The sequence below is a fragment of the Streptomyces sp. NPDC088923 genome (assembly GCF_044749745.1).
Lineage (GTDB): Bacteria > Actinomycetota > Actinomycetes > Streptomycetales > Streptomycetaceae > Streptomyces.
This window is the reverse complement of record NZ_JBIVIO010000002.1, coordinates 719,491-736,691: the sequence shown is the minus strand read 5'-3', so window position 1 is coordinate 736,691 and position 17,201 is coordinate 719,491. Positions and strand designations below refer to the sequence as shown.

Below are 17,201 nucleotides of genomic sequence, written 5' to 3'. Positions count from 1 at the left end.
GCTGGGGAGCACGGGGCGCGGGGGCGGCGGGGTCCGGGTGGGGGGCACGGGTCCGGGGCCGGGTCCGGGTCCGGCGAGCGTGCGCAGTCTTCGCAGGGCTCGGCGCGTTCGCTGCCGCAGCCTGGAGACTGGGGCGACACTCTCGGTCGGTTCCATTCCCGTCCCTCTCACCACCGGCGGTACCCGTACCCCGGCCCGAAGCCTTTCGGTGCTGAGCCCCCGTTCCGGCCTCGCGGGCGGAGACGGCGGGCGCGCCAGTCCACACTAGGCCGCGAAGGGCCTCCGGGGGCAGGCGTAGCACGGGGTTGCCCGAATGCGCCCCGGCCTTACGGATGCGTCTGGTATGCGCCGAACGGGCGGACCGTCACCCGCTCCCCCACCCACCCGCACCGGCGGGCAAGGCGCCGGTCAACCACCCACCAGGCTCCGCCTCCTCCCCTGCGGACGAGCCCGCGCGCACCCCCCGAGCGCCCCGGCGCACCCCCTTCCGCCCCCCTCCTCGCCGCACGCCCGAGAACTCCCGCGCTCCTCCCCCTCAGCCCCACCAGCCCCCAGCGGCCTCGGAGTCCCCGCAAGCCCCACGAGCCAAGCCCGCGCCTCCCCAGGGTCTCCGCTCGCCACCCCGCCGCCTCCGCTCGCCGCCCCGCCGTCTCCTCCCCTACCCCTCCTGCTCCTCCCCCGCCTCCCCCTGCCCGGCCTGCTCCTCGTTCTCCTCCTCCGGCCTGACAGCGGCCTCCGCGGCCGCCTCCGGTCCCTCCTCCAGGAGGATCGCGAAGCCGTCCTCCTCCAGGACGGGGACCTTCAGCGACAGCGCCTTGTCGTACTTGGAGCCGGGGTTGTCGCCGACCACGACGAACGAGGTCTTCTTCGAGACCGAACCCGTCACTTTCGCGCCTCGCGACTGAAGCGCTTCCTTCGCGGCGTCGCGGGTCCAGCGCTCCAGGGTGCCGGTGACGACGACGGTGAGCCCCGCGAGCGGGCGCGGGCCGCTGTCGGTCTCGGACTCGGCGGCCTCCATGCGGACACCCGCCGCCTTCCACTTGCGGAGGATCTCGCGGTGCCAGTCCTCCTCGTACCACTGCTTGAGCGAGGCGGCGATGGTCGGGCCGACGCCCTCGGTCTCGGCGAGTTCGCTCTCCTCGGCCGCGAAGATCCGGTCGATGGAGCGGAATTCGCGGGCGAGTGCGGCGGCGGCGACGGGGCCGACGTGGCGGATGGAGAGGCCGGTGAGGATCTGCGCGAGGGGGCGCTGTTTGGCGGCCTCGATGTTCTCCAGCATGGAGAGGGTGTTCTTCTTCGCGACGCCCTCCTTGTTGGCGAAGAAGGTGACGATCTTCTCCTCGCCGCTGTCGGGGTCGCGTTTGGGCAGCCCGGAGTCCTGGTCGAGGACGTAGGAGCGGATGGGGAGAAGTTCCTCGGCGGTGAGGTCGAAGAGGTCGCCCTCGTCGCGCACCGGGGGGTCGCTCGGCTCGATCGGCTGGGTGAGGGCGGTGGCGGCCACGTACCCGAGGTGTTCGATGTCGAGGCTCTTGCGGCCCGCGAGGTAGAAGATCCGCTCGCGCAACTGGGCGGGGCAGGAGCGCGCGTTGGGGCAACGCAGGTCGATATCGCCCTCCTTCATCGCGCGCAGCGGCGTCCCGCACTCGGGGCATTCGGCGGGCATCACGAAGGCGCGTTCGCTGCCGTCGCGCAGGTCGACGACGGGTCCGAGGATCTCGGGGATGACGTCGCCCGCCTTGCGGAGCACGACGGTGTCACCGATGAGGACGCCCTTCGCCTTGACGACGTCCTGGTTGTGCAGGGTCGCGAACTCGACCTCGCTGCCGGCGACGACGATGGGTTCGACGACGGCGTACGGCGTCACGCGCCCCGTGCGCCCCACACCCACGCGAATGTCGACCAGCTTGGTGTTGACCTCTTCGGGCGGGAACTTCCACGCCGTGGCCCAGCGGGGGGCGCGCGAGGTGGAGCCGAGGCGGCCCTGGAGGGGGATCTCGTCGAGCTTGACGACGACGCCGTCGATCTCGTGCTCGACGGAGTGCCGGTGCTCGCCGTAGTAGCGGATGAAGGATCGCACCCCGTCGAGCGAGTCGACGACCTTGTTGTGCTGGGCGGTGGGCAGGCCCCACTCGTGGAGCAGTTCGTAGGCGTGCGAGAGGCGGTCGATCGTGAAGCCCTCGCGGGCGCCGATGCCGTGCACGACCATGTGGAGCGGGCGGGTCGCCGTGACCTTGGGGTCCTTCTGGCGCAGCGAACCGGCCGCCGCGTTGCGCGGGTTGGCGAAGGGCTTGTCGCCCGCGTCGACGAGGCGCGCGTTGAGTGCCTCGAAGTCCTCCATCGGGAAGTAGACCTCGCCGCGCACCTCGACGAGTGCGGGGACGCGCTCCCCGGCGAGCTGTTCGGGGATGTCCGAGATGGTCCGTACGTTCGGTGTGATGTCCTCGCCGACGCGGCCGTCGCCGCGCGTCGCGGCGCGCGTGAGCCGGCCGTTCTCGTACGTGAGGTTGACGGCGAGGCCGTCGACCTTCAGCTCGCACAGGTAGTGGTAGCCGGGCGCGCCGATCTCCTTGGCGAGCCGCTCGGCCCAGGCGGCGAGGCCCTCGTCGTCGAAGACGTTGTCGAGCGAGAGCATGCGCTCGCGGTGCTCGACGGAGGCGAAGGGCGTGAACTGCTGGTAGTCGCCCGCGACTTTCTGGGTGGGCGAGTCGGGCGTACGGAGCTGCGGGTGCTCCTCCTCCAGCGCGGTCAGCCGGCGCAGCAACTCGTCGAACTGGGCGTCGCTGACGACGGGCTGGTCGTTGACGTAGTACCGGTAGCGGTGCTCGTCGACCTCGCGGGCGAGGCGGTCGTGTTCCTCGCGCACGTCGGCGGGCACGGCGGCCTCGGCACCGGCGCTGCCGGTCTCCGCCGCGACGGGCCCGGCGCTCCCCGACCCCGCTTCGACGGGCCCGGCGTCCTCCGCCTGTGCCGTGCTGTCCTGCGTCTTCTCGCCTGCCATCGTCCGTCCTCCCGTATCCCCGTGCCTGCCCCTGGTCACTTCGGTCACGTCGCCCCGGTCGTCACTCCGGGTGGTCCGCGAGCGAGCGCGCGGCGCGGACGCAGTGCGCCATCGCGGCGCGGGCGTACGCGGGCGAGGCCCCCGCGAGCCCGCAGCTCGGCGTGAGCACCACGGAACGCGGAAGAATCGCCGGTGAGAGCCCCAGCCTCCGCCACAACGACCTGACCCCCATGACGCTACCGGCAGGGTCTGACAATGCCGTGTCGCTGCCGGGCACGACACCCGTGAAGAGTCGCGTGCCTGCCTCGACGGCCTCCCCGATCGCCTCGCCGTCACGCTCGGTGAGCAGCGAGAAGTCGAAGGAGAGGGCGTCCGCGCCCGCCCTGCGCAACAGGGCGAAGGGGACGCGCGGGGCGCAGGAGTGGACGACGGTCGGGTCCTCGGTGACGGCGAGGACGTCGCGCAGGGTCGACTCGACGAGCTGGCGGTCGGGGGCGCGGTGGGTGCGGTAGCCGCTCGCGGTGGGGACGGTGCCGGTGAGCACGGCGGTGAGCGAGGGTTCGTCGAGCTGGAGGACGACGGTGGCGGCGGGGACGCGGCGTCGGACGTCGGCGAGGTGGGCGCGCAGTCCCTCGGTGAGCGAGGCGGCGAGGTCGCGTACCGCGCCGGCGTCGGAGAGGGCGGCCTCGCCGCCGCGCAGCTCCAGCGAGGCGGCGAGCGTCCACGGCCCCACCGCCTGCACCTTGACGAGGCCGTCGTGGCCCTGGGTGAACTCCTCCAGGGCGTCGAGGTCCTCGCCGAGCCAGGACCGCGCGCGGCGGGTGTCGCGCCCGGGGCGGTCGCTGACGCGCCAGCCGCTCGGTTCGAGGTGTGCCCAGATCTCGGCGAGGAGCCCGATGGTGCGGCCGATCATGTCCGCGCCGGGGCCGCGCGCGGGCAGCTCGGCGAGGTACGGGAAGTCCTCGAAGGAGCCGGTCGCCGCGCGGGCGGCCTCGCGGGCGTCGGTTCCGGGCAGCGAGCCGATCGCGGTGGCGGAGGGCCAGGTGAGGGAGGGCGTTGGTGCGGTCACGCGGTAAGCGTAGGCGGGGGCGGGGCATGCGGGCGTACGGGGACGAGCGGCGCCCCGCGCAAAGGCGCTCCCCCCGCGAGGCGCTCCCCCCGCGAGGTGCTCCCCGCGAGTGGCGGGGGCAGGGCGGACCCGGCACGAACCGGCTCCGCGACCCGCACCCCCCGCAACCCGCACCGGCTCAGCCCCTCAGCCCCTCAGCCCCTCAGCCCTTCAGCCCCTCACCCCCCGGGCCGCACCATCAGGTCGGTCACCACCGCGTCCCTGGGCAGGTCCAGCGCCGTGAGGATGGTCGTGGCGACGGACTCGGGGTCGATCCACGCCGTGGCGTCGTACTCCTTGCCCTCCTGCTGGTGCACCTTCGCCTGCATGGGCGAGGTGGTACGGCCGGGGTAGACGGTCGTGACGCGGACGCCGTTCTCCTTCTCCTCCGCGCGCAGGGAGTCGGCGAGGGCCTTGAGGCCGTGCTTGGAGGCGGCGTAGGCGGCCCACTGGGGGCTCGCGGAGAGTCCGGCGCCCGAGTTGACGAAGAGGACCTGGCCGCGCGCGGTGCGCAGTTGCGGCAGGAAGAGGCGGGTCAGCTCGGCGGGGGCGAGGAGGTTGACGTCGATCTGCTGCCGCCAGGACTTGAGGGACAGCTCGCCGACGGTGCCGAGGTCGACGACGCCCGCGATGTGGAGGAGCGCGTCGACCCGTTCGGGCAGGGTCTGGTGCGAGAAGGCCCAGGAGAGGCGGTCGGGCTCGGCGAGATCGCCGACGAGGGTCCGGGCGCCGGGGAAGGCGGCGGCGAACTCCTTCGCGCGGCCGGCGTCGCGGGCGAGGAGGACGAGGTCCTCGCCCCGCGCGTGGAGGCGGCGGGCCACGGCGGCCCCGATTCCGGAGCCGGCCCCGGTGATGACGTACGTACTCATACGGCCATGATCGCACCGGCCTCCGCCCCGGCCACCCGGGCCGCCGGATACCGCCCCGTTCTACTCAGCCGTCGTCGTCACCCGCTCCAGGTAGTCCAGCGCCGTCTCCGGGTCCTCCGTGAAGTACATCAGCTCGTTGACGGGCACGGGCAGGAAGCCCTCTGCCTGCATGCGCTCGAACTGGCGGCGCAGTCCGTCGTAGAAGCCCTCGGTGTTGAGGATGACGACGGGCTTGCGGTGCATCCCGTGCTTCTTCATCTCCAGGACCTCGGTGACCTCGTCGAGGGTGCCGGTGCCGCCGACGAGGACGACGATCGCGTCGGAGCGGCCGAGGAGTTCGGCCTTGCGCTCGGCGAGGTCCTTCGTGACGAGCATCGTGTCGAGGCCCTTGCGCGCCTTGTGGGCGAGGAACTCGACGGAGACGCCGAGCAGTTCGCCCCCGCTCTCCGCGACACCGTCCGCGACGACCTTCATGAGCCCCGTGTCGGAGCCGCCCCAGACCAGGGTGTGGCCGCGGCGGCCGAGGAGTTCCGCGAAGGCGCGGGCGGGGCGGGTGTAGCGCTCGTCGAGATCGGCGGCGGACAGGAAGACGCAGATGTTCATGGACGCCACGGTACGGCGCGCGCCACGCCGTACGGAACGGGCCCACGCGTGCCGGGAACAGACGCCGCTCGGGGGAAGCTGAACGGAGGAAGGGCCGCCCGCGCCAGGCGGCCGCCACAGCGAAAGGACTCCGCCATGGCAGGACACACGATCACGGTCGAGCAGGGCACGGAGCACGTGCGGGCCGTGCACGGCGGCGAGCTTCTCGCCGAGAGCCGCCGCCCCCTCGTGCTGCGCGAGACGGGCTGCCCGGTGCGGTACTACCTGCCGCCCGAGGACGTCCGCACCGCGCTCCTCGTCCCCTCGGACACGACGACGCACTGCCCGTTCAAGGGCGACGCCTCGTACTGGTCGCTGCCCGGCGCCCCGGACCTTGTCTGGGCCTACGAGGAGCCCAAGGAGCAGGTCGCGGGCATCAAGGGGCACTACTGCTTCTACGAGACGGAGGTACTGGCCGACTGAGGCGGGGGCGGGGAGGGGCCGGGCCGGAAGGGGTCCTCCCCCTCCAGCCCTGCTCGCGGCTCAGACGACCGCCACATCTCCCGCCGGCTCCGGCTTCCGCGTCGTCGCGATCGTCGCCGAGCCGACGACGCGCGTCCCGTCGTAGAGCACGACGGCCTGTCCGGGCGCGACGCCCCGTACCGGCGCGTCGAACTCGACCCGCAGTTCCTCGCCCGCCAGCTCCGCGCGCACCTCGCACTCGCCGCCGTGCGCGCGGAGCTGCGCGGTGTAGCGGCCGGTGGTGAGCGGCGCGGTGCCGCACCAGCGGGGGCGTACGGCGGTGAGCGAGGCGACGTCGAGGGACTCGCGCGGGCCCACGGTGACCGTGTTGTCGACCGGTGAGATGTCGAGGACGTAGCGGGGCTTGCCGTCGGGGGCCGGGTGGCCGATGCGCAGGCCCTTGCGCTGACCGATGGTGAAGCCGTAGGCGCCCTGGTGCGTGCCGAGGCGGGTGCCGCTCTCGTCGACGATGTCGCCCTCGGCGGTGCCGAGGCGGGAGGCGAGGAAGCCCTGGGTGTCGCCGTCGGCGATGAAGCAGATGTCGTGGCTGTCGGGCTTCTTGGCGACGGCGAGGCCGCGTCGTTCGGCCTCGGCGCGGATCTCGTCCTTGGTCGTCTCGGTGTCGCCGAGCGGGAACATGGCGTGTGCGAGCTGGCGGTCGTCGAGGACGCCGAGGACGTAGGACTGGTCCTTGGCCATGTCGCTCGCGCGGTGCAGTTCGCGGCTGCCGTCGGGGTGGGTGAGGACGCGCGCGTAGTGGCCGGTGCAGACGGCGTCGAAGCCGAGGGCGAGGGCCTTGTCGAGGAGCGCCGCGAACTTGATCTTCTCGTTGCAGCGCAGGCAGGGGTTGGGGGTCCGCCCGGCCTCGTACTCCGCGACGAAGTCGTCGACGACGTCCTCGCGGAAGCGTTCGGCGAGGTCCCAGACGTAGAAGGGGATGCCGATGACGTCGGCGGCGCGGCGGGCGTCGCGCGAGTCCTCGATGGTGCAGCAGCCGCGGGCGCCGGTGCGGAAGGACTGCGGGTTGGCGGAGAGCGCGAGGTGCACTCCGGTCACGTCGTGCCCCGCCTCGGCGGCGCGGGCGGCGGCGACGGCGGAGTCGACGCCGCCGGACATCGCGGCGAGCACCTTGAGAGGGCGCGGGGAAGTCTCAGTCATAGCCCTTCCAGAGTACGTGCCGTGCGGGGCGCGGTTCCCCCGGGTTTTCACCGGCCGGTCCGCCGGGTGTCCGTGCGCGTCGTTTCGCCGCTCACGCGGGGAACACCGGCGCGCCCACGACCGTTGACAGCGGCATGGAGGGTACGTCGGGTCGCGGACACGGGCCCCGCCTGCCGGACGGCGGCGGGCGGCTCGGCAGGCGTGCGCTGCTCGTGGGCGGCGCGGCGGCGGCCGTGGGCGCGGGGGTGCTGGCGCGCGAGGAGCTGCGGCACCTGTGGTGGCGGGCGCCCGGCGTCGGGAAGGCGCGGGTGGAAGGCGCCGTGGACCAGCCGGGCGCGGAGTGGGTCGCGGCCTCGGAGGCGAACTGGCGGCGCGCGGACCGGCCGGGGGACTACGGCGTGGACCGCGTCGTGATCCATGTCGTGCAGGGCAGCTACCCGGTGGCGCTCAAGGTCTTCAAGGACCCTGCGCACGGCGCGGCGGCGCACTACGTGGTGCGCGGGGACGGTCACATCGCGCAGACGATCCGCGAGCTGGACGTCGCCTTCCACGCGGGGAACAGGACCTTCAACGAGCGCAGCGTCGGCATCGAGCACGAGGGCTGGATCGACCGCCCGCAGGACTTCACGGAGCCGATGCTGCGCGCCTCGGCACGCCTGACGGCCTCGATATGCGCCCGCTACGGCTTCCCACCGGACCGCGAGCACATCATCGGCCACGTCGAGGTCCCCGGCTCGGACCACACCGACCCCGGCCCGCACTGGCCCTGGGAGACATACATGCGCCTGGTGCGGCAGGCACGCACGGAGGTGGAGGGGACGAAGGCGGCGGTACGGAGGGTGTGAGGGGGGCGGTAGGAAGCGTGGTGCTGTACAGGCGCCCGCCCCCCCCGCCGTCAGCTCAGCCCTGCCGTCCGGGCGCGGGTCACCACGGGGCCGATCGCCTTGGCGAGGGCGTCGATGTCGGCGTCGGTGGTCGTGTGGCCGAGGGAGAAGCGGAGGGTGCCGCGGGCGAGGGCGGGGTCGACGCCGGTCGCGAGGAGTACGTGGCTGGGCTGCGCGATCCCGGCGGTGCACGCGGAGCCCGTCGAGCACTCGATGCCCTGCGCGTCGAGGAGGAGGAGCAACGAGTCGCCCTCGCAGCCGGGGAAGGAGAAGTGCGCGTTGGCGGGGAGCCGGTGGGCGGGGTCACCGCCGAGCACCGCGTCCGGCACGGCGTCCCGTACCTCCTTGACGAGGCGGTCGCGCAGCGCGCCGATCTCGCGGGCGAAGTCCTCCTGGCGTGCGGCGGCGAGGCGCCCCGCGACGGCGAAGGAGGCGATGGCGGGGACGTCGAGCGTCCCGGAGCGCACGTGCCGCTCCTGCCCACCGCCGTGCAGCACGGGTACGGGGGTCAGGGCGCGGCTCAGGAGCAGCGCGCCGATGCCGTAGGGGCCGCCTATCTTGTGGCCGCTCACCGTCGCGGCGGCGAGGCCGGAGGCGGCGAAGTCGAGGGGGACCTGGCCGAACGCCTGGACCGCGTCGGCGTGCAGGGGGACGCCGTACTCGGTGGCGACGGCGGCGAGTTCGGCCACCGGCTGGATCGTGCCGATCTCGTTGTTGGCCCACATGACCGTGGCGAGCGCGACGGACTCGGGCTCGCGCGCGATCGCTGCGCGCAGCGCCTCGGGGGCGACGCGCCCGTGGGCGTCGACGGGAAGGTACTCGACGCGGGCGCCCTCGTGGCTGCCGAGCCAGTCGACGGCGTCGAGCACCGCGTGGTGTTCGACGGGGCTGGCGAGGACGCGGTCGCGGCGCGGGTCCTCGGCGCGACGGGACCAGTAGAGGCCCTTGACGGCGAGGTTGTCGGCCTCGGTGCCGCCCGCCGTGAAGACGACCTCGCTGGGTCGGGCGCCGAGCGCGTCGGCGAGCGTCTCGCGGGACTCCTCGACGACGCGGCGGGCGCGGCGGCCCGAGGCGTGCAGCGAGGAGGCGTTGCCGACGGCGGTGAGCTGGGCGTTCAGCGCCTCGACGGCCTCGGGGAGCATGGGAGTCGTCGCTGCGTGGTCGAGGTAGGCCATGGTGGCTCCGATTCTACGAGCCGTACGGGGCGCCTCGGCCCGCCCCCGCCGCGCCGCCGCTCACACCCGCCCGCCCCGGCGGGCGCTCACATGCTCCACGAGAGCGTGGAGTCCGCCGCCGCGAGGGCGAGGAAGACGGCGAGGTCGGCGATCCCGAGGCCGAGGCCGAGGAGCGCCCGCCCGCGCCGCGCGGTCCCCCGCCACAGCGCGAGGCTCGCGAGGACGAGCGCGACGGGGCCGAGGACGACGTTGAGCACGAGGAGGCCGAGGAGCCCGAGCACGAAGGCCGCGACGGCCATGGCGTCGGCATCGCGCCGGGGCGCGGCGTCACGCGCGGACGCGGCGGGCTCGGAGGGCGTGGTTTCGGGGCGCACGGCGCGTGCGAGGCGGACGAGGTGCACGGGGTGGTGGGCTCGGCGTTCCTGATCGAGGGTCTTCACGGAGTACCTCCAGGTGGTGGCTCGAACGTGCGCGGGGGGTCGCGAGGGTCTCAGCGGCGTGCCGTCCCGTGGGCGCGGTGGCGTTCGCGTACCGCGAAGACCACGAGCCAGGCGCCGATCGCGGCGCCCGCGAGGAGCGAGACGGTGACCGGGACGTGGGCGACGGCGCCGAGCACGACGCCGAGCAGGAGCAGGGCCGCGACGAGGACGAGCATCCGAACCTCCTTGAGGGCCGACGGACAGAATCCGGTGAACAGTTGTGATTACAAGTGTTCACTGACTGCCCAGTCTACACATCCGGGAGCTTGGGAATTCTGGCGAACAGTTGTTGACTGGATGGCATGGATCACACCGACGTCCCCGTACCCGTCGGCGCGGCAGCCGCGTCGAGCAGCCGGGTCGCGCAGAAGGAACGCACGCGCCGGGCCCTCCTGGACGCCGCCCTCGGCCTCCTCGCCGAACAGAGCCTCAGCGGCCTCGGCCTGCGCGAGGTGACGCGCGCGGCCGGGATCGCGCCGACCGCCTTCTACCGGCACTTCCGCGATATCCCGGACCTGGGGGTCGCCCTCGTCGACGAGACGCTCGGCAGCCTCCACCAGGTCGTGCGCGCGCTGCTCGCCGCCGGGTCGAGCGCCGAGGACCGCATCACCGACGCGGTCGCCCTCATCGCGGCCCACGTGCGCGCGTACCCGGCGCACGTGCGCTTCATCGCGCGCGAACGGCACGGCGGCGTGCGGGCCGTGCGCGAGGCGACGGACCGGGAGCTTCGCGGCTTCTCGTACGAGGTCGCCGCGGGGCTCGCCGCGCAGCCGGAGTCCGAGGGCTGGACCGTCCGGGACGTCCAAATGCTCGCCGAGCTGTACGTGGACCTGCTCCTGCTCACCGCGACGTCCCTCCTGGAGACGGAGCCGGGCTCGGAGGCGGAGCGCGCGGTGCTCACGGACGCGCGGCGGAAGCTGCGGGTGGTGGCGCTGGGGCGGCGGCACTGGCAGGACGAGGGAGCCTGACCGTACGGCCCCCGGCGGCCCGCCCCCGCAACTCCCCGCCCGTCCCCGTCCAGGACGTTTGCGACCACCGCACCACCGGCGCCGGGGCTCCTCGCCACGCACGCCCGCCCTCAGCCCGGCACCGGCGTGTCCAGGAGCTGGGCCGCGAGTTCCTCGACGCGCTGGTGCCACGCGGCCTGCGCGGCGGCGACGGCGGGTTCGGGGAGCGGGGGGCCGGAGTGGCTGAGGAGGAGGCGGGCGCCGTGGTCGGTGCCGGGGAGGAGTTCCCAGCGGGTGCGGCCGAGCGGGCTCCAGGCGTGTTCGAGCAGGCGGGGCGGGCACAGTTCGGTGATCTCGCCCGCCGGGGCGCCGATGGTGCCGAAACCGTCGGGCGCGCGTTCGCCCCGGCGGGGGCTCGTGCCGCGGGTGAGCAGGGACCAGACCTCGTCGGCGGGGCGGACGAGCTGGCGCTCCAGGCGGATCGTGAGGCTCTCGGGGCCTTCGTCGACCGTCGAGCCCGCGAGGCCGAGGAGGCCGATGTACGCCTCGTGGAGCGCGCCGTCCGCGTCGCCCGCGTGGTCCGGCTCCTCGCCGTCGAGCACCTGCGCGAGCGCGGTGAGGCACGTGTGCCAGCCCGCCGCGTAGCTCGCCGCGCCCCGGTGGTCGTCGAAGACGTGGCGCAAACCGAGGACGCAGGGCGCGGCATCCGCGTCGGCGGCCCCCGCGGCGCGGTCGGGGCGCAGGGACCAGTGCAGCTCGTGCTCGCCCCACGTGTAGCCCAGTGCCCACGGCGCCAGGGCGCGCAGCACCTCGCCGCCGCCGGGCGCCGTGCCGGGGAGGCGGAAGCGGACGGGGCTCGCCGCGCGGGGGCTCAGGTCGACCTCGGCGGGCATCCAGCGGGCGGTGAGGGCTGCCTCGGTGAGGGCGGCCCAGACGCGGCGCGCGGGGTGCGGGAGGCGGCGGCGCAGGCTCAGGACTGATCTGCCGTGTTCGTCGCGCCTGAGGGTGTCGGCACGCGGCTGCATACGGGCTCCCGGGGCCGGTGGCGTCGTCTGCGAGAGACCGTTTCCGGCCGCTCGCAGACGACGCTACGAGAGCCCGGGGCGGGGCGCGCGGGGGGCCCGTCCGTCCGGGGACCGGGGCGGCCCCCGCCTCGTACGGACGGGTCTCAGCGCGGCTGGACGACCCGGGCGAGCTGGCGGGACTGGGCCACCAGGCGGTCGGCCGAGTCCCAGACCTCCGCGTCCTCCTCCAGGAAGCCGTGGGCCAGGTTGCGGGTGGTGATGGCGACGCGGAGGGGGCCCGGGGCGGGGCGGTGGCGGACGTGGACGGTGAGTTCCACGGTGGGCATCCAGCCCATGAGGCCGAGGTCGAAGGCGGTGGGCGGCAAGGCGTCGACGGCGAGCAGGAGCGAGAGCGGGTCGGCGTCGCGGCCGTCGGCGAGGCCGAACCAGGCGCGCGTCTCGCCCTTGCCTGAGGGCTGCCCGACCGCCCAGCCGACCGTGGCGGGGTCGAGCCTGAGGAGCAGCCGCTCGGTGATGGCGTTCGAGCCGGGTATGACCTTGCCGTCGGGGGCGTCGGAGCTGCCGAGGCACTGCTCGACGGGCGGCAGCGCGGGGGGCTTCGCGCTGGTGCGCACCTCCGGGTCGAGGGCGTCGAGGTTCCCGTACGAGGCGAGGACGCGCAGCCGCTCGACGGGGGCGCCCTGCGCGTCGTACTGCACGAGCGAGGCCGCTCCGGTGGAGAGGGTGCGGCCGGTGCGGACCGTCTCGGTGCGGATCTCGGCGGGGCCGGGGCGCGAGGCGGTGAGGTAGTGCGCCGTGATCGAGAAGGGGTCGCTGTGCGGGAGTTCCTCGGCGAGCGCGCGCCCGGCGAGGGCGAGGAGGTAGCCGCCGTTGACGGCGTTGATGATGGTCCAGCCCTCGGAGAGGGTGGCGTCGTAGACGCCGGGAGCGCGTCGGCTCACGGCCGTGTCGCGGTCGAACTCGCTGTTCCCGATGCTCGCCGGGGCGGTTGCCTGTGCCATGGTCAGAGCCTACGCCAGGGGGCTACTGAGCGGTAGCTTTCTGTGGTACGGGGGAGGGTGGCGCCGCTCACGCGGGCTCACTCCTCGACCTCCACGGCGGCGCTGCGCCGGTTCCAGGCGCGGGGCGCGCGCCAGTCGTAGCGCAGCGCGAGCATCCGTACGGCGAAGGCGGTGAGGATCGCGCCCGCCGTGGAGACGGCGTTGAGGACGTCGAAGCGGATGCACAGCGCCGTGATCGCCGCGCCCGCCATCGCGGGGACGGCGTAGAGCGAGCGGTCCCAGCGCAGCAGCGAGGGCACGTCGTTGGCGAGGATGTCGCGCAGCAGGCCGCCGCCGACCGCCGTCGCGAGGCCGAGCACGGCCGAGGAGACGTAGCCGAGCCCGTAGCTGTACGCCTTGATCGTGCCCGTCGCGCAGAAGAGGCCGAGCCCGGCCGCGTCGAAGAGCGCGATGCCCCAGTTGATCCGCTCGACGTGCGGGTGGAGGAAGAAGACCAGGAGCGAGGCGAGGAGCGGCATGCCGAAGTAGCCGAGATCCTGGAAGGCCGCGGGCGGGACCGCGCCGATGACGAGATCGCGCAGCACCCCGCCGCCGATCGCGGTCGCCTCCGCGAGGACGACGATGCCGAAGACATCGAAGTTCTTGCGGACCGCGAGCAGCGCCCCCGAGATGGCGAAGACGAAGATGCCGACGAGGTCGAGGACGTGCTGCACGCCCGGCGAGAAGAGTTCATGGACCACCCGGGACATTGTGCCGGGTGGTCCACGGCTCACTTCTCTTCCGGACCGGCCTTGTCAGGAGCGGGGGCCTCGGGCTCCTCCTCGGGCGCGGCGACGGGCTCGGCTTCGGCCGCGGGCCGAGCGTCGGCCTTGTCCTTCGCGGGCTCCGGCGCGGGGGCGGCGGCCTCCGGCTCCGTCTCCGGAGCGGCGTCCGGCTCCGCAGCCGAGACGGCCCCCGCGTTCGCGTCGGCCCCCGCCTTCGCGTCGGCCCCCGGTTCCGCCTTCGTCCCCGCGGCCGCTTCCGGCTCCACCGCCGGGACCGCCTCCGCCTTCGCCTCGCTCAGCGTCACCGTCCCGCCCTGCTTCACCAGGGGCGCGTCGCCGGGGAGTTGGTCGGGGCCGTGCTCGGGGTGGTGGCAGGCGACCTTCTGGCCCGTACCGAGCTGGATGAGCGGGGGCTCGATGGTCGCGCAGGAGGCGGTGGCCTTCCAGCAGCGGGTGTGGAAGCGGCAGCCGGGAGGCGGGGCGATCGGCGAGGGCACGTCGCCGTGCAGGAGCCGCCGGTTGCCGTGGCCCTTGCGGCGCGGGTCGGGGACCGGCACCGCGGACAGGAGCGCCGAGGTGTACGGGTGGCCGGGCGTCGAGTAGAGCGTCTTGCGGTCGGCCAGCTCCACGATCTTGCCGAGGTACATGACCGCGATCCGGTCCGAGACGTGCCGGATGACCGAGAGGTCGTGCGCGATGATCACGTACGTGAGGCCCAGCTCGTCCTGGAGGTCGTCGAGAAGGTTGACGACCTGCGCCTGGATCGAGACGTCGAGCGCGGAGACCGGCTCGTCGGCGACGACGAGCTTGGGCTTGAGCGCGAGCGCGCGGGCGATGCCGATGCGCTGGCGCTGGCCGCCGGAGAACTCGTGCGGGTAGCGGTTGTAGTGCTCGGGGTTGAGCCCGACGCGTTCGAGGAGGGCCTGCACCTCGGCCTTGATGCCGCCCTCGGGCTTGACGCCCTGGAGCCGGAAGGGCGCCCCGACGATCGTGCCGATCGTGTGCCGGGGATTGAGCGAGGAGTACGGGTCCTGGAAGATCATCTGCACGTCGCGGCGCATCTTGCGCATGGCGCCGGTCGACAGGTGCGTAATGTCCCTGCCCTCGAACTCGACGCTGCCCGCGGTGGGTTCGAGGAGCCGCGTGATGAGCCGGCCCATCGTGGACTTGCCGCAGCCCGATTCGCCGACGACGCCGAGGGTCTCGCCCGCGCGCACCTCGAAGGAGAGGCCGTCGACGGCCTGCACGGCACCGACCTGCCGCTTGAAGAGGCCCTTGCGGATGGGGAAGTGCTTCTGGAGGCCCTCGACGCGCAGCAGGGTGTCCCCCTGGGCGACCGGGGTCTCCGGGGCGGCCGGGGTCTCCGGGGCGGCCGGGGTCTCCGGGGCGGCGGGAGCGCTGGGTGCGGTGCTCTGCGCGGGGATCGCCGCGTCCTTGGGGTCGTCGCTCACAGCTTCGGCGCAATCTCTTCGGTCCAGATCCGCTCGCGCTGCTCCTTGCTGAGGTGGCAGGCGGCCCAGTGGGCGTCGCCGACCTGGGCCAGCTCGGGCCGTACGGTGCGGGTCAGGTTGTCCTTGGGGAGGTCCGCGTACGGGCAGCGCGGGTTGAAGGCGCAGCCGTCGGGGATGTTGATGAGCGAGGGCGGGGAGCCCTTCACGGGGATGAGCCGCTCGGTCTCCTCGCGGTCGATGCGCGGCATCGAGCCGAGCAGGCCCCACGTGTAGGGGTGGCGGGGCGCGTAGAAGACCTCGTCCACGGGCCCGCGCTCGACGCAGCGGCCGCCGTACATGACCAGGATGTCGTCGGACAGTTCGGCGACGACACCGAGGTCGTGCGTGATGATGATGACCGCGGAGCCGAACTCCTTCTGGAGGTCGCGGATGAGGTCGAGGATCTGGGCCTGGACCGTCACGTCGAGCGCGGTGGTCGGCTCGTCGGCGATGAGGAGTTCGGGGTTGTTGACGAGCGCCATGGCGATCATGACGCGCTGGCGCATGCCGCCGGAGAACTCGTGCGCGTAGGAGTCGACGCGCTTGTCGGGCTGCGGGATGCCGACGCGGTCGAGCATCTCGACGGCACGCCTGCGCGCGGTCTTCTTGTCCACGTCGTGGTGGATGCGGTACGCCTCGATGATCTGCTTGCCGACCGTGTAGTACGGGTGCAGCGAGGAGAGCGGGTCCTGGAAGATCATCGCCATGTCGCGGCCGCGCAGGGCCCGGACCCGGTCGGGGTCGGCGGTGAGCAACTCCTCGCCGTCGAGCCAGATCTCGCCGGAGATACGGGGCTTGCGCTTGCCGTACTGGCCGGTGGTGTGCAGGCCCATGATGCCGAGCGAGGTGACGGACTTGCCGGAGCCGGACTCGCCGACGATGCCGAGGGTCTTGCCCTTCTCCAGCGTGAAGCTGAGTCCGTCGACGGACTTGACGAGTCCGTCGTCGGTGGGGAACTGGACGCGCAGGTCGCGGACTTCGAGGAAGGCGCGGGGTGCGGCGGCGCTCCGCGCGGCGGTGACCTCGCCGGTGCCGGTCTGCGCGGCGCTCGCCTTGGCGGTGCTCGTCTTCGCGGCGCCGGTTTTCGCGGTGCTCGTCTTCGTGGTGCCGGGCTTTGCGGGGTCGTTGTCCGTGGTGCCGGCGGGCTGGGTCGTCATGCGAGCCTCACTCGGGGGTCGATCGCGGCGTACAGGAGATCCACCAGGAGGTTGGCGAGGATGACGGCGAGCGAGGTGATGAGGACGACGCCGGTGATGACCGGGAGGTCGCGCTCGTTGATCGCCTTGAGCACGGCCTGGCCGAGGCCGGGGAGGCTGTAGGTGGTCTCGGTGAGGATCGCGCCACCGATCATGGCGCCGAGGTCCATGCCGAGCATGGTGAGGATCGGGGTCATCGTGGAGCGCATCGCGTGCTTGCCGATGACCTTGGTCTCGGTGAGGCCCTTGGCCCGCGCGGTGCGGATGTAGTCCTCGCCGAGCACGTCGAGCATCGTGGCCCGCGTTATTCGGGCGTACATCGCCGCATAGAGGAAGGCGAGGGTGACCCAGGGCAGGATCAGGCCGCTGGCCCAGCCCGTGACGCTCTCCTCGATGGGTACGTACTTGGGATCGAACCAGCCGAGGCCGAAGTGGAAGATCGCGGCGGCGAGCATGCCGGTGAAGTAGATGGGCAGCGAGACGCCGGAGAGGGCGACGAGCATCGCGCCGCGGTCCCAGACCGAGCCGCGCTTGAGCGCCGAGAGGACACCGGCGGCCACGCCGAAGACGACCCACAGCACGGCCGCGCCGACGGCGAGGGAGACCGTGACGGGGAGCCGGTCGGTGAGCTGCGGCCAGATGGCCTGCTCGCTGCGGAAGGAGTAGCCGAAGCACGGGGCCGCGCAGTGCGTCACCTCGCCGCCACCGGAGTAGGTGCGGCCGGCGACGATGCCTTTGAAGAAGTCCCAGATCTGGACGAAGATCGGCTGGTCGAGTTGCAGCTTCTCCCGGACGGCGTCGAGCGCCGCCTGGTCGGACTGCTTGCCCACGTACATCGTCGCGGGGTCGACTCCGGTCCACTTCGGTATGAGGAAGAAGATGCCGAAGACCACCAACATGATGACCACCAGCATCACGACGACGGCGAACAGCCGCCTGATGAGGTATGCGAGCACTGCTTCCGGCCAGGGCGCGGGCCGCGGGCCACCGGGAGGTCGTCCCG

General features: G+C 73.2%; 17 protein-coding genes and 1 pseudogene. 4 read left to right on the top strand and 14 right to left on the bottom strand.

The genetic code is table 11. The features are described from left to right. Window positions 1-658: 658 nt before the first annotated feature. From ligA to ACIP4O_RS14490, 4 genes are all read right to left on the bottom strand, one after another. Window positions 659-2,998: an NAD-dependent DNA ligase LigA gene (ligA, locus tag ACIP4O_RS14505; RefSeq protein WP_401574781.1), complete on the bottom strand. Its 2,340-nt coding sequence runs from the start codon at window positions 2,996-2,998 to the stop codon at window positions 659-661. A 61-nt stretch (window positions 2,999-3,059) separates the two neighbouring features. Then, window positions 3,060-4,067 (bottom strand): methionine synthase, encoded by a 1,008-nt coding sequence (locus ACIP4O_RS14500; protein ID WP_401574780.1) that lies wholly within the window; start codon window positions 4,065-4,067, stop codon window positions 3,060-3,062. A gap of 218 nt (window positions 4,068-4,285) precedes the next feature. Next, the gene (locus ACIP4O_RS14495; RefSeq protein ID WP_401574779.1) at window positions 4,286-4,975 is read right to left on the bottom strand and encodes an SDR family oxidoreductase; all 690 of its coding nucleotides are present in this window, start codon (window positions 4,973-4,975) and stop codon (window positions 4,286-4,288) included. 60 nt (window positions 4,976-5,035) lie between these two features. Further along, the gene (locus ACIP4O_RS14490; RefSeq protein ID WP_361334413.1) at window positions 5,036-5,578 is read right to left on the bottom strand and encodes a TIGR00730 family Rossman fold protein; all 543 of its coding nucleotides are present in this window, start codon (window positions 5,576-5,578) and stop codon (window positions 5,036-5,038) included. 135 nt (window positions 5,579-5,713) lie between these two features. Between ACIP4O_RS14490 and ACIP4O_RS14485 the strand changes: the two genes are divergently transcribed. Then, entirely contained in the window at window positions 5,714-6,040 is a 327-nt protein-coding gene (locus ACIP4O_RS14485; protein WP_361334410.1) for a DUF427 domain-containing protein, read from the top strand. A gap of 60 nt (window positions 6,041-6,100) precedes the next feature. On the opposite strand, the gene mnmA is transcribed toward ACIP4O_RS14485, so the two are convergent. Beyond that, entirely contained in the window at window positions 6,101-7,237 is a 1,137-nt protein-coding gene (gene mnmA, locus ACIP4O_RS14480) for a tRNA 2-thiouridine(34) synthase MnmA (protein ID WP_401574777.1), read from the bottom strand. A gap of 134 nt (window positions 7,238-7,371) precedes the next feature. On the opposite strand from mnmA, the gene ACIP4O_RS14475 reads away from it, so the two are divergent. Beyond that, window positions 7,372-8,082 (top strand): N-acetylmuramoyl-L-alanine amidase, encoded by a 711-nt coding sequence (locus ACIP4O_RS14475; RefSeq protein ID WP_401574776.1) that lies wholly within the window; start codon window positions 7,372-7,374, stop codon window positions 8,080-8,082. 50 nt (window positions 8,083-8,132) lie between these two features. Here ACIP4O_RS14475 and ACIP4O_RS14470 read toward each other — a convergent pair whose 3' ends face one another. The 3 genes from ACIP4O_RS14470 to ACIP4O_RS14460 all read right to left on the bottom strand — a co-directional run bounded on the left by ACIP4O_RS14470 (window position 8,133) and on the right by ACIP4O_RS14460 (window position 9,951). Further along, entirely contained in the window at window positions 8,133-9,296 is a 1,164-nt protein-coding gene (locus tag ACIP4O_RS14470; RefSeq protein ID WP_401574774.1) for a cysteine desulfurase family protein, read from the bottom strand. Window positions 9,297-9,382: 86 nt separating this feature from the next. Continuing rightward, window positions 9,383-9,595 carry a DUF4190 domain-containing protein gene (locus tag ACIP4O_RS14465; protein ID WP_401574953.1) on the bottom strand — a complete coding sequence of 71 codons (213 nt, stop codon included), beginning with the start codon at window positions 9,593-9,595 and terminating at the stop codon, window positions 9,383-9,385. Window positions 9,596-9,786: 191 nt separating this feature from the next. Further along, window positions 9,787-9,951, bottom strand: coding sequence for a hypothetical protein (locus ACIP4O_RS14460; protein WP_401574773.1), 165 nt, complete (start codon window positions 9,949-9,951; stop codon window positions 9,787-9,789). Between the two features lie 126 nt (window positions 9,952-10,077). Between ACIP4O_RS14460 and ACIP4O_RS14455 the strand changes: the two genes are divergently transcribed. After that, the gene (locus tag ACIP4O_RS14455; protein ID WP_401574772.1) at window positions 10,078-10,743 is read left to right on the top strand and encodes a TetR family transcriptional regulator; all 666 of its coding nucleotides are present in this window, start codon (window positions 10,078-10,080) and stop codon (window positions 10,741-10,743) included. A 110-nt stretch (window positions 10,744-10,853) separates the two neighbouring features. On the opposite strand, the gene ACIP4O_RS14450 is transcribed toward ACIP4O_RS14455, so the two are convergent. The 5 genes from ACIP4O_RS14450 to ACIP4O_RS14430 form a co-directional block, all read right to left on the bottom strand. Further along, window positions 10,854-11,747 (bottom strand): SRPBCC domain-containing protein, encoded by an 894-nt coding sequence (locus tag ACIP4O_RS14450; protein WP_401574771.1) that lies wholly within the window; start codon window positions 11,745-11,747, stop codon window positions 10,854-10,856. Between the two features lie 143 nt (window positions 11,748-11,890). Beyond that, complete coding sequence (locus ACIP4O_RS14445) at window positions 11,891-12,748, bottom strand: thioesterase family protein (protein ID WP_401574770.1); 858 nt, start codon at window positions 12,746-12,748, stop codon at window positions 11,891-11,893. A gap of 77 nt (window positions 12,749-12,825) precedes the next feature. Next, entirely contained in the window at window positions 12,826-13,488 is a 663-nt protein-coding gene (locus tag ACIP4O_RS14440) for a trimeric intracellular cation channel family protein (RefSeq protein WP_401574769.1), read from the bottom strand. A 29-nt stretch (window positions 13,489-13,517) separates the two neighbouring features. Next, on the bottom strand, window positions 13,518-14,963 hold the full coding sequence (locus ACIP4O_RS14435) for an ABC transporter ATP-binding protein (RefSeq protein ID WP_401574768.1): 1,446 nt from the start codon (window positions 14,961-14,963) through the stop codon (window positions 13,518-13,520). After that, window positions 14,960-16,159 carry an ABC transporter ATP-binding protein gene (locus ACIP4O_RS14430; protein WP_401574767.1) on the bottom strand — a complete coding sequence of 400 codons (1,200 nt, stop codon included), beginning with the start codon at window positions 16,157-16,159 and terminating at the stop codon, window positions 14,960-14,962. The genes ACIP4O_RS14435 and ACIP4O_RS14430 overlap by 4 nt, the downstream gene beginning before the upstream one ends. Here ACIP4O_RS14430 and ACIP4O_RS14425 point away from each other — a divergent pair. Further along, the gene (locus tag ACIP4O_RS14425; RefSeq protein WP_401574952.1) at window positions 16,040-16,321 is read left to right on the top strand and encodes a pentapeptide repeat-containing protein; all 282 of its coding nucleotides are present in this window, start codon (window positions 16,040-16,042) and stop codon (window positions 16,319-16,321) included. The two genes, ACIP4O_RS14430 and ACIP4O_RS14425, sit on opposite strands and share 120 nt — an antisense overlap. Here the strand turns inward: ACIP4O_RS14425 and ACIP4O_RS14420 are convergent. Beyond that, window positions 16,225-17,097, bottom strand: a pseudogene (locus ACIP4O_RS14420) (ABC transporter permease); the annotation flags it as partial. The gene ACIP4O_RS14425 and the pseudogene ACIP4O_RS14420 overlap by 97 nt on opposite strands. Between the last annotated feature and the right edge of the window lie 104 nt (window positions 17,098-17,201).

Coding starts and splice junctions, on each gene's coding strand:
- ligA (WP_401574781.1), bottom strand. CDS start 2,998: ATGGCAGGCGAGAAGACGCAGGACAGCACGGCACAGGCGGAGGACGCC.
- ACIP4O_RS14450 (WP_401574771.1), bottom strand. CDS start 11,747: ATGCAGCCGCGTGCCGACACCCTCAGGCGCGACGAACACGGCAGATCA.
- ACIP4O_RS14490 (WP_361334413.1), bottom strand. CDS start 5,578: ATGAACATCTGCGTCTTCCTGTCCGCCGCCGATCTCGACGAGCGCTAC.
- ACIP4O_RS14460 (WP_401574773.1), bottom strand. CDS start 9,951: ATGCTCGTCCTCGTCGCGGCCCTGCTCCTGCTCGGCGTCGTGCTCGGC.
- ACIP4O_RS14430 (WP_401574767.1), bottom strand. CDS start 16,159: ATGACGACCCAGCCCGCCGGCACCACGGACAACGACCCCGCAAAGCCC.
- ACIP4O_RS14465 (WP_401574953.1), bottom strand. CDS start 9,595: ATGGCCGTCGCGGCCTTCGTGCTCGGGCTCCTCGGCCTCCTCGTGCTC.
- mnmA (WP_401574777.1), bottom strand. CDS start 7,237: ATGACTGAGACTTCCCCGCGCCCTCTCAAGGTGCTCGCCGCGATGTCC.
- ACIP4O_RS14495 (WP_401574779.1), bottom strand. CDS start 4,975: ATGAGTACGTACGTCATCACCGGGGCCGGCTCCGGAATCGGGGCCGCC.
- ACIP4O_RS14470 (WP_401574774.1), bottom strand. CDS start 9,296: ATGGCCTACCTCGACCACGCAGCGACGACTCCCATGCTCCCCGAGGCC.
- ACIP4O_RS14445 (WP_401574770.1), bottom strand. CDS start 12,748: ATGGCACAGGCAACCGCCCCGGCGAGCATCGGGAACAGCGAGTTCGAC.
- ACIP4O_RS14485 (WP_361334410.1), top strand. CDS start 5,714: ATGGCAGGACACACGATCACGGTCGAGCAGGGCACGGAGCACGTGCGG.
- ACIP4O_RS14475 (WP_401574776.1), top strand. CDS start 7,372: ATGGAGGGTACGTCGGGTCGCGGACACGGGCCCCGCCTGCCGGACGGC.
- ACIP4O_RS14455 (WP_401574772.1), top strand. CDS start 10,078: ATGGATCACACCGACGTCCCCGTACCCGTCGGCGCGGCAGCCGCGTCG.